Raw genomic sequence first — 9,607 nt, 5'->3', positions numbered from 1 at the left:
GGCGGGGCGGGCGGCTGCGAACTCCCTTACGAGGGCCATCGCCTCGGTGAGGGTGCGGGCGGCGGAGAGGTCGAGGCCGGTGAGGGCGAGTCCGGTGGCCGTGGTGTGCACATGCGCGTCGGTGAACGCCGGGGTGACGAGCGCCCCTTCGAGATCCACCACCTCGTCGACGCCGTCCGCGAACGCGTCGGCCGCGCCCTCGGAGCCGACCCAGGCGACCTGCCCGCGTTCCACGACCATCGCGGTGGCGAACGGGTCGGCGGGGCTGTGGACCTCCCCGCCGCGCAGCAGCACGGTGCGCGCCCCGCGGGAACTGTCGTCCGGCAACTGCGGGTCTGCTGTGGCTGGTCGCGCAGTTCCCCGCACCCCTGACGGTGCTCGGTTCTGCCGGGGGTGGGCGGTGCTCTCACTCATGGGAACAGTCTCGCCCCTCGGGGCACGCGCTCCGCGCACGGGGGTCCCCACACACGGGGGTTCAGATCTTCGGCGGCCGGGCCTCGTACGGCGTGGAGAGAACCACCGTCGTACGTGTCGATACGCCCGCCAGCGTGCGCACGCGCGCGAGGAGCTCCTCCAGCTCGTGCGGTGTCGAGACGCGGACCTTGAGGATGTAGTTCTCGTCGCCGGCGACGCTGTGGCAGGCCTCCAGCTCCGGGACGTCGGCCAGCCGTTCGGCGATGTCGTCGGGGGCGCTGGGGTCGAACGGTTTCACCGAGATGAAGGCCGTGATCGGCAGCCCGACGGCCTCCGGGTCGACGAACGCGGCATAGCCGCGGATGACGCCGCGCTGCTCAAGCCGACGCACCCGCTGGTGCACGGCCGACGTGGACAGGCCCGTGGCCTTGCCCAGGTCGGTGTAGCTCATCCGCCCGTCTTCGACGAGCAGCTGCACGATGTGGCGGTCCAGCTCCTCCATGGCGGAGAACCTACATGCCCTTGATCCCCTCGGGTACTCTGCGGCGCAGGTCATACCCGGTTTGTGATGTGGCCTGAAGAAGCGGACGAGACACCCGGGGGACAAAACCACCGGGTCGGGCACCTGCACGCGGCATGTGACGAACGCCACATCGCGGCGGTCGGTTCCGTGATGTTCTCGTGATTACCGCAGAGACGGGGCGGGAAGTGCTTGCTGTGGTCGAGGTCGCAGTGCCTTGTCGGCCCACCCGAGGGGGAGTAGCCCATGCAGAGTCTGAAGCGCCCTGGTCGCACCGCGCCCAAGCGGCAGCAGCCCGTCGTAGAGCCCGAGCCGGAGGGCGTCGAACCTGACGCCGAGGAGTTCGACGCGTACGACACCTTCGAGATGTACCGGGTGATCTGCCCGGACTGCGCACAGCCCATCGCGCTCCTCGCGGACGAGGAGATCCTGCCGGAGCACGCGCTGTGCGCGTCGCCGTGGAACCCGTTCGGGCTCACGGTCTGCGCCGGTACGGGCCGCACGGCGGCCGAGACCCGGCCCGCCGACGAGACGATGGAGGCTCAGGAGCAGGACACAGCCCTGCTGTTGACGCTCCCTCAGGGTCTCGACTGGCGTACGCAGCCCTTCTCGCACGTGGGCGGCCCCGGCTCGCGCCCCATGCGGGTGCCGGTGATGCGCGACCAGGCCGCCTGAGCACCACCCGGCCGGTTTCCGCCTGAGCGGTCCTCAGTTCCAGTAACTGCCCTGCACCATGGCTCGCAGGCTGTCGTGGTGCAGGATCAGTGTGTCCGGATCCGCCGGGACTGCGGCCTCACCGAAGTGCACCTGCCGGTAGGCGACGCGCAGCATGACGACGGCGTGCCGCAGGGCGGCGTACAGGATGTGGAATTCCATGTCCCGCGGTGTGTGGGCGGTGAGTTCGGCGTAGCGCAGCTCAACGCGGTCCCGGCGCAGGAAGCCGGGCAGTCCGGGCTGGCCGAAGCTCAGGGTGAGGTCCTGGAAGAAGCGGTGCAGGTAGATCATCCAGCCGAGGTCGACCTCGCGCGGGGCCAGTGCCGCCATCTCCCAGTCGAGGACGGCAGCGGGTTCGAAGCCGTCGTAGATGACGTTTCCGATGCGTGCGTCACCCCAGCTGAGGACCGTCTCGCCCTCGTCGCGCGGCCAGAGCGCGTCGAGCCGGTCGAAGGCGTCCTCGATCAGGGGTGACCGCGACAGACCGTCAATCACCCATTCGTAGCAGGCGCGTTGGGCCTCGACGTGACGTCGCAACGGGCTGCCGTCCCCCGGCGAGGCGAGGAAGCCCGCCTCACGCAACGGGACCTGGTCGTGCAGCCGGGCGAGGAGTCCGACCGAGGCGTGCTCAAGTCTCTCCCGTTCGGCGTCACTTGCCGCGTGCAGCCAGTTGCCCTCGTACGTGTAGGGCATGACGTCCGGCGGAACACGGCCCTCCACGCGCTCCATGACGAAGAAGGGCGCCCCGAGGGGCCCCGGGTCCTCCTCCAGCCACTGCACCCGCGGTACGGGCACGTCCGTGCGGTCCGCCACCAGTCGCATGGTGCGGTACTGGCGCGGCAGGTCGTAGACCGGGAAGACGGTGTACGCCGCCGGGTCCGCCGCGAGCCTCAACGCGCAGGCGCGCACCGGGGGTTCGGGGTGCTCGATGTCGAAGAGCAGGGTCTCGCTGGACAGTCCGTTGGAGGCGGGGACGCGGACGTCGACCGCCTTGGCGCCGGGCAGTCGTGCGGCGAGCCAGGCGGTCAGCCGCTGCGCGAGTTCCTCCGGGTCACGTGTGGTCGTACGCGGACGGGGTGCCGTTGCCATCGTTCCGCTCCCTTCCTCGCGTCAACTTCCCTACGGCGCGACCGAGTCGAAGCCGGTGAACCCGCTCGGGTCGTGCCGGCCGAACGAGCCGTGCTCGAAGATCCCGTGCCCCACCTGCCCGTCGAGCGTGAAGCGGGCGGCATGGTCGGTCACGCCGTACGCGGCGAGCCCGAGCGCGGCCGGGTCCGAAAGGTCGTACGTACGGCGGTCGGTCCAGCCGCGGCCCCGCCAGGTGCCGTGCTGCCAGTCGTCGGCGGGCGGATAGCCGGCCCCGACGGCGAGCGGGGAGGAGGTCAGGATCTCGACGCCGAGTTCCGACGGTTTGCGGAAGTCGCCGAGGTGGACGGTCGCGCGCTCCGGGTGCCGGGTTCCGCTCCGGTAGGTGATCTCGGTCTGGGGCCAGCCGAATTGGCGGTCGCGTTCCCCGTTCCGTACGAGCGTCGCGTCGTTCAGGGTCCGGTAGCCGTCGGCGTCCTCCTGGGTGACGACCATCAGGAAGCGGTCCTCGAAGCGGACGGGACACCAGAGCCAGTGGAAGCCCTCGGTCCGGTGCTCCTCGGCGAGCCGGCCGCCCTCCTCACCGGGCAGGGGGCGCGTGCCCCAACTGCGGTCACGGGTACCGGTCCAGCCGTCGCCCGACAGCCGTATCTCCTCCCCCGCGACCCGGATCCAGCCCTCGCACCGGCCCGCCTGCACGAAGCGCCGGCCCTCCAACGTGAGCCGGGCGCCCCGGCGTTGGACGTGATGCGGCTCCCACAGCGCGGGGAAGTCCGCCGACCAGTTGATCTCGTACGACAGCCCGTCAGGGTCCTCGGGGTCGGCCGCGCAGCTCAGGACGAAGTCCTTCAGGGGGCGCTCGACCAGGATCCGCAGAGGACCGACCGCCATCGTCATCCGGGTGTCGTCGTCCAGCGCGTCGGAGGCGCGTACGGCGTGCAGGGTGTCGCCGGTGCGCAGGGTCGCGTACGCGTCGATCACGCCGACGTTCGGGTACACCCCCAGCCCCAGGATGAGCAGTGCCCGCCCCTGGTGGTCGAAGACCTGGAAGATGCACCGGTCGTAGGCGTTCCGGTCCCCCGTCGCCACGTGCTTCATCGAGAGGGGGACCTGGTGCACGGGGTACTCGTCGAGGGCTACGGGGCGGTCGTCGGGCATCGGCTGCCTCCCGGGGCGTACGGCGCGTGACGTCGCCCGGAGGTGCGGCCCCCGGCGGCGGAGTTGACGGTACGTCAGAAGACCGCAGGGGGCCAGAGTCCGGCGCGCCCCTCGTGGGGACCGGCGGCGCCCGGAACAAGGGGGCACCACGAACTCACTGGCGAATCCCCGCACCGGTGTCCTGTCCGCATGTGGACCCGTTGGTCTCGGTATGACCTCCACATACGCAGAGGCGGAGCGCCGCCGCCGGATCCTCTTCCCCGCGTCGGCAGAATCGGTTCCCCAGGGATCACTGGGACCACAGGAGACCCAATGGACGCAGGGAACCCAGGGAATTCAGTGGACGCAAGGATCTCAGGCACCACAGGGGTCCCACGCGCAACATCAGCCCCTGGATCCCCCCATCTACCGTGCCCTGATCCGCACCTGGGCCGACCGGGGCCGGACCCTGCCGGGCCGCCAGGACCCGGAGTGGGCCCGGCTCGCGGCACCCTCGGCGATGTACGGGTACGGAAGGTTCAGCGCGACTCGGGACCCGCGAGGTGACGGGCAATGACCATCCGCTGGATCTGATTGGTGCCCTCGACGATCTGCAGCACCTTGGCCTCGCGCATGAAGCGCTCCGCGGGGAAGTCCGCGGTGTAGCCGTACCCGCCGAGCACCTGGACCGCGTCCGTGGTGACCTTCATCGCGGTGTCGGTGCAGTGCAGCTTCGCCATGGCCGCCTGCTTGGCGAACGGCCGCCCCGCGTCGCGCAGCCGGGCCGCGGCGAGGTAGAGCGCCCGGCCGGCCTCGATCTGGGTCGCCATGTCCGCGAGCATGAAGCGCAGGCCCTGGAAGTCCGCGATCGGGCGGCCGAACTGCTGCCGTCCGGTGGCGTACGCGACGGCCTCGTCGAGCGCGGCCTGGGCCACACCGATCGCGCAGGCCGCGATGCCGAGCCGCCCCGAGTCGAGCGCGGACAGGGCGATCGCGAAGCCCTGGCCCTCGTCGCCGATGCGCCGGTCGTCCGGGATCCGCACCCCGTCGAAGTGGACCTGGGCGGTGGGTGAGCCCTTCATGCCCATCTTCTTCTCGGGCACCGCGGCACTCAGCCCCTCGGCGTCGCCGGGCACCAGGAACGCCGTGATGCCCCGCGCGCCCTCGCCGCCGGTGCGCGCGAGCACCGTGTAGAAGTCGGCGACCCCGCCGTGCGTGATCCAGGCCTTGGTTCCCGTGATCACCCAGTCTCCCCCATCGTCCCGCACGGCTTTCGTACGCAGCGACGCGGCGTCCGAGCCGGAGGACGGCTCCGAGAGGCAGTAGGCGCCCAGAAGGCCGCCGCCGAGCATGTCCGGGAGATGCTCGACCTGCTGTTCCTTGGTGCCGTAGTTGGCGAGGGCGTGGCAGGCGAGCGTGTGCACACTGACGCCGAGGCCGACGGTGAGGCGGGCGGCGGCCAGCTCTTCGAGGACCTGGAGATAGACCTCGTACGGCTGGTCTCCGCCGCCGTACTCGGAGTCGTACGGGAGGCCGAGGAGCCCCGACTCCGAGAGCAGCGTGAGGACTTCGCGCGGGAAGTGCCCGGCGTCCTCCTCCTCGGCCGCCTTCGGGGCGATCTCGCGCTGCGCGATGTCGCGGACGAGCGAGATCAGATCCCGGGCCTCGTCCGTGGGCAGTTGACGGTCCACCGGCTGCGGGGCGCGGTCGGGCATGGCGACGCTCTCCTCCCTGTCGGGCACTTCGGCGAACGCACACCTGGGTGGGGCTGCCCCGCCTGGTCTTACTGGGCACTGTCGATGCTCGGCGCCTCCGGGTCACGGAAGCGGCTGATCAGCGGCTGTGCGCTGTGAGTATGCCCGATCGGAGGCATGGAGTCACCAGTTAACGACCGCTTACTCAAGAGTAAAGGACTCCTGTGCCAAATTGGTCCGAACCATTGACCGTACTGGTCTAGTCCTCCTACTGTTTCACTCCAACGCTTCACCGCGTTCATGCCAAATGGCACCCGTTCCCCTCTCCCCCACGAGGAGACACGATGTTCAGCTCGCTCCGCCCCCGCGTCCGTTTCAGGGCGCTCATCTCCGCCGCGTGTTGCGCCGTTCTCGGCGCGGGGCTGCTCGCAGGCGCGGGTACGGCCACCGCGGCCGCCCCCGCCGAACAGGCCGCAGCGCCGAAGGCCGCCGGATCCAAGGTCGTCGGCTACTTCACCGAATGGGGCACCTACGACCGGAAGTACCTGGTCAAGAACGTCGAGACATCCGGCTCCGCGGCCAGACTGACGCACATCAACTACGCCTTCGGCAACGTCACCGGCGGCAAGTGCGCGATGGGCGACAACTACGCGGCGACCGAGCGGACGCACACCGCGGCCGAGTCGGTCGACGGCGTCGCGGACAGCTGGGACCAGCCGCTGCGCGGCAACTTCAACCAGCTGCGCGAGCTGAAGAAGAAGCACCCGAACCTCAAGGTCCTGTGGTCCTTCGGCGGCTGGACCTGGTCGGCGGGCTTCACCGAGGCGGCCAGGAACCCGGCTGCCTTCGCCCAGTCCTGCTACGACCTGGTCGAGAACTCGAAGTGGGCGGACGTCTTCGACGGGATCGACATCGACTGGGAGTACCCGAACGCGTGCGGCGCCACCTGTGACACCAGCGGGCGGGCCGCGTACAAGAACCTGATGTCGGCGGTGCGCGCCAAGTTCGGCGGCTCCGCGCTGGTCACCTCGGCGATCCCGGCCGACGCCACGACCGGCGGCAAGCTCGACGCGGCGGACTACGCGGGCGCCGCCCAGTACGTCAACTGGTACAACCCGATGACGTACGACTTCTTCGGTGCCTGGGACGCGACCGGTCCCACGGCTCCGCACTCGGCGCTGAACTCCTACTCGGGGATCCCGAAGGCGGAGTTCCACACCTCGGCGACCATCGCCAAGCTCAAGGGCATGGGCGTCCCGGCCTCGAAGCTGCTGCTCGGCATCGGCTTCTACGGCCGCGGCTGGACCGGTGTCACCCAGGCGACGCCCGGCGGTACCGCCACCGGCCCGGCGGCGGGCACGTACGAGCAGGGCATCGACGACTACAAGGTGCTCAAGACGAAGTGCCCGGCGACCGGCACGGTCGGCGGCACGGCGTACGCCAAGTGCGGGAACAACTGGTGGAGTTACGACACCCCGTCGACCATCGCCGGGAAGATGAACTACAAGAACGCGCAGGGCCTGGGCGGCACGTTCTTCTGGGAGCTGAGCGGTGACACGTCGAACGGCGAGCTGATCAAGGCGATCAACTAGCCTCGGCGGCAGGCCATTTCAGTGGAGGGCGGGGGCCGGTCGGCGGGCCCCGCCCTCCACTCGTGTCATGCGTCCCGGCGTGCGACCTGCGGGGCCGGATAGGAGGCGTCCAGCTCCTCGATGGCGCGCATGGTGCCGCCGAGCATCTTCACCAGCAGCTCGCGCATGAGGTCGCGCGGAAGGCCGTAGTGGTGGATCCAGTCGAGGGTGGCCCCCTCGACACTGCACAGCCAGCCGAGCAGCGCCATCCGTGGCAGCGGGCCGATCTCCCGCCGCCCGTACGCCCCTTCGGCGATCGTCTCGACGATGGCCTCCCGCACGCCCTCCCGGATGGCGTGCACCTCGGCGTCGAAGCCGACGCCCCCGCTGATGATGGTGCGGTACGCGGCGTGGTTGTTCTCGGCGTAGCGCAGATAGCCGTCGATGGTGCGGTGGACCCGCTCCGCCGGGGGCAGTTCGAGGCCGCTTCCCGCCCGGGAGATCAGCTCGGCCACCGAGTCCTGGACGATCGCCAGGTAGTAGCCGCGCTTGGACTTGAAGTAGTAGTAGATCAATCCCTTGGCCACCTGCGCCTGTTTCGCGATGTCGTCCATCGACAGTGCGTCGTAGGACGTGTCGGCGAACAACTTCCGCCCGATGGCGATGAGTTCGGCGCGGCGCGCTAAGGAACGGTCTGTGCCGCGCGCTCCGGGGCGGTCGGCATCACTCTGCTGACGGTTACTCAATTCCGGACCTGGTCTCCAACTGCGAGCGGGATCCCCGCAGTATGGCAGAGCGGCACCACCAGCCTGTTCGACTCTCTTCGACCGCGATCAGACGAGGCCGAGCTGCGTCACCAACATCGCGAGCACCACCACGAACGTCCAGCCCACGACGTGCTCGAGGATCTTCGGGCCGTCGTCCTTGGGGCCTCCGGTACGGGCACGGACACGTCCGGCGGTGGCTGAGGTCGTGGTCATGGCAGCTCGCTCACGTCGGTCTTGCAGTGGACTCCCCCCACCGTTCTGTCCACCTTGCCACCGGATCGGGCTTTTGCGGGAGAGAGCTTGGTCACGCGCGAGGGGCTGCTGTGGCACCCGCCACAGCAGCCCCGTCGCATCAATCTCGTCACAGCAGTCGCGTCACGCAGCCGTCGCTCAGCCGCCTCTCAGCGAATGCCCACCGCCGCCAGTGCCGTCCGCTGGCGGGCCGTGGGACGGGCCGGGAAGTAGACGTAGCAGACCCCGCCGGTACCGGAGACGACTTTCCCGGCGGCGTTGTACCTCTTGGTACGGAGCCAGATGTTCTCCCACTCGCGCCGCTTGTAGACGCGCCGAACCGCGTTGTTGTCCGGCGAGGCCGGGTCGTTGGCGATCACGTCGCCGTCCGCGGTGAACCCTATGACCGCCATCAGATGGCCCGCGGTGCCGTACCCCGCTCCCGTCAGTTCGGTCTTGAGGAACGACTGGGACGTTATGGCCGGAATTCCGGCGGCGATCAGCGTCTCCAGGTCGGCGAGCGAGCCGAGCCGGGTCACCACGCCCTGGAGGTCCTTGTACGTCGCGGCGTACGCGGCGTTGAAGGGCCAGTTCCCGCAGCCGTTGTACTGGAAGTCGAAGGTGAACCGCGCGGCGTGACACACCTGCGGGTCCGCGTACTCGGGCTTGACCCAGGCCAGGTCCGCCGCAGTGGGCTTCCGACCCCAGTACTCGATGATCATCTGGGAGGAGGTGGGGCTGCACCAGGCCTCGCCGCCGTTGTCGTACTCGGGGTACTGGCCGGCGTGGATCTCCTGCGAGTAACGCGGCACCGTGAGCTCTCGCGCGAGAGCGGGCGTCGAGGCCGGGACGGTGAAGCGGTCCGGGACGTCGGAGCCCATCGCGCCGAGCCGCCACACGGTCGGCGTGGCCGTGGTCCCGGGCTTGCGGTACAGGGTCAGCCGGAGCCGGTACGACACCAGGCGCAGCCCGGAGGCCGCGTCGTCGACGGAGAAGGTGTCCGTCCAGATACTGCTCCTGCCGTCGCTCTGGTCGTCCACCGAGGTCCGCCGGATGTCCTGGTCCCCGGCCGCCCAGCGGCCCATCACGTACCAGGGCGTGGCCGTGCCGTCGGAGTACGTGCCCGACAGCTCGACCTGCAGCCAGGTGCCCGCCGGGGTCCTCGCGTTCCAGGACGGGATGACCTCGGTCGCGGGAACGGCGAGGCGGTGGACGGGCGAGGTCCAGCGCGCGTACTCCCAGGTGGCGGTCGTGCCGGTGTGCGGGTCCTTGTAGTCGGTCCGGCCCTTGGGCGTCTCGATCGCCAGGCCCGGGCGGACCCCCGGCACGGCACGGGTCCCTTCCGCGGTACCACCGCGCCAGTCGGTGTACGAGGTCCAGGAATGGTTGCCCACAAGGCGCGACGGGGCTTTCGACGGGGCGGCGGTCCGGGTTCTCGCGGGGCCGGCCCCCGAGCCGGCGGCGGCCGCCGCC

General features: G+C 70.1%; 11 protein-coding genes. 3 read left to right on the top strand and 8 right to left on the bottom strand.

Annotated features, from left to right (window positions below; all coding sequences use genetic code 11):
* Positions 1-414 (bottom strand): amidohydrolase family protein (locus O3Q52_RS41420; protein WP_269653718.1); only part of this gene is annotated, 414 nt, incomplete at its 3' end.
* 61 nt (positions 415-475) lie between these two features.
* A complete protein-coding gene (locus O3Q52_RS41415) occupies positions 476-916 on the bottom strand; it encodes an Lrp/AsnC family transcriptional regulator (protein WP_269653717.1) in 441 nt (146 codons plus the stop codon).
* 264 nt (positions 917-1,180) lie between these two features.
* Between O3Q52_RS41415 and O3Q52_RS41410 the strand changes: the two genes are divergently transcribed.
* Positions 1,181-1,609: a hypothetical protein gene (locus O3Q52_RS41410; protein ID WP_269653716.1), complete on the top strand. Its 429-nt coding sequence runs from the start codon at positions 1,181-1,183 to the stop codon at positions 1,607-1,609.
* Between the two features lie 33 nt (positions 1,610-1,642).
* Here O3Q52_RS41410 and O3Q52_RS41405 read toward each other — a convergent pair whose 3' ends face one another.
* Together O3Q52_RS41405 and O3Q52_RS41400 are read right to left on the bottom strand one after the other, a co-directional pair.
* Positions 1,643-2,737 carry a phosphotransferase family protein gene (locus O3Q52_RS41405; protein ID WP_269653715.1) on the bottom strand — a complete coding sequence of 365 codons (1,095 nt, stop codon included), beginning with the start codon at positions 2,735-2,737 and terminating at the stop codon, positions 1,643-1,645.
* A 30-nt stretch (positions 2,738-2,767) separates the two neighbouring features.
* On the bottom strand, positions 2,768-3,892 hold the full coding sequence (locus O3Q52_RS41400) for a hypothetical protein (protein ID WP_269653714.1): 1,125 nt from the start codon (positions 3,890-3,892) through the stop codon (positions 2,768-2,770).
* A gap of 334 nt (positions 3,893-4,226) precedes the next feature.
* Between O3Q52_RS41400 and O3Q52_RS41395 the strand changes: the two genes are divergently transcribed.
* Positions 4,227-4,448, top strand: coding sequence for a hypothetical protein (locus O3Q52_RS41395; protein ID WP_269653719.1), 222 nt, complete (start codon positions 4,227-4,229; stop codon positions 4,446-4,448).
* On the opposite strand, the gene O3Q52_RS41390 is transcribed toward O3Q52_RS41395, so the two are convergent.
* Positions 4,411-5,586, bottom strand: coding sequence for an acyl-CoA dehydrogenase family protein (locus tag O3Q52_RS41390; RefSeq protein ID WP_269653713.1), 1,176 nt, complete (start codon positions 5,584-5,586; stop codon positions 4,411-4,413). The genes O3Q52_RS41395 and O3Q52_RS41390 overlap by 38 nt on opposite strands.
* A 323-nt stretch (positions 5,587-5,909) precedes the next feature.
* Between O3Q52_RS41390 and O3Q52_RS41385 the strand changes: the two genes are divergently transcribed.
* Positions 5,910-7,157 (top strand): glycoside hydrolase family 18 protein, encoded by a 1,248-nt coding sequence (locus O3Q52_RS41385; RefSeq protein ID WP_269653712.1) that lies wholly within the window; start codon positions 5,910-5,912, stop codon positions 7,155-7,157.
* Positions 7,158-7,222: 65 nt separating this feature from the next.
* Here O3Q52_RS41385 and O3Q52_RS41380 read toward each other — a convergent pair whose 3' ends face one another.
* From O3Q52_RS41380 to O3Q52_RS41370, 3 genes are all read right to left on the bottom strand, one after another.
* A complete protein-coding gene (locus O3Q52_RS41380) occupies positions 7,223-7,882 on the bottom strand; it encodes a TetR/AcrR family transcriptional regulator (RefSeq protein WP_269653711.1) in 660 nt (219 codons plus the stop codon).
* Between the two features lie 87 nt (positions 7,883-7,969).
* Complete coding sequence (locus O3Q52_RS41375) at positions 7,970-8,116, bottom strand: SCO1431 family membrane protein (RefSeq protein WP_189839832.1); 147 nt, start codon at positions 8,114-8,116, stop codon at positions 7,970-7,972.
* 188 nt (positions 8,117-8,304) lie between these two features.
* Positions 8,305-9,607 (bottom strand): peptidase C39 family protein (locus tag O3Q52_RS41370; protein WP_269653710.1); only part of this gene is annotated, 1,303 nt, incomplete at its 5' end.

The sequence above is a fragment of the Streptomyces sp. ActVer genome (genome assembly GCF_027270795.1).
Classification (GTDB): Bacteria; Actinomycetota; Actinomycetes; order Streptomycetales; family Streptomycetaceae; genus Streptomyces; species Streptomyces umbrinus_A.
Note: the sequence above shows the minus strand (reverse complement) of the source record. Positions and strands in the feature narration are given on the sequence as shown.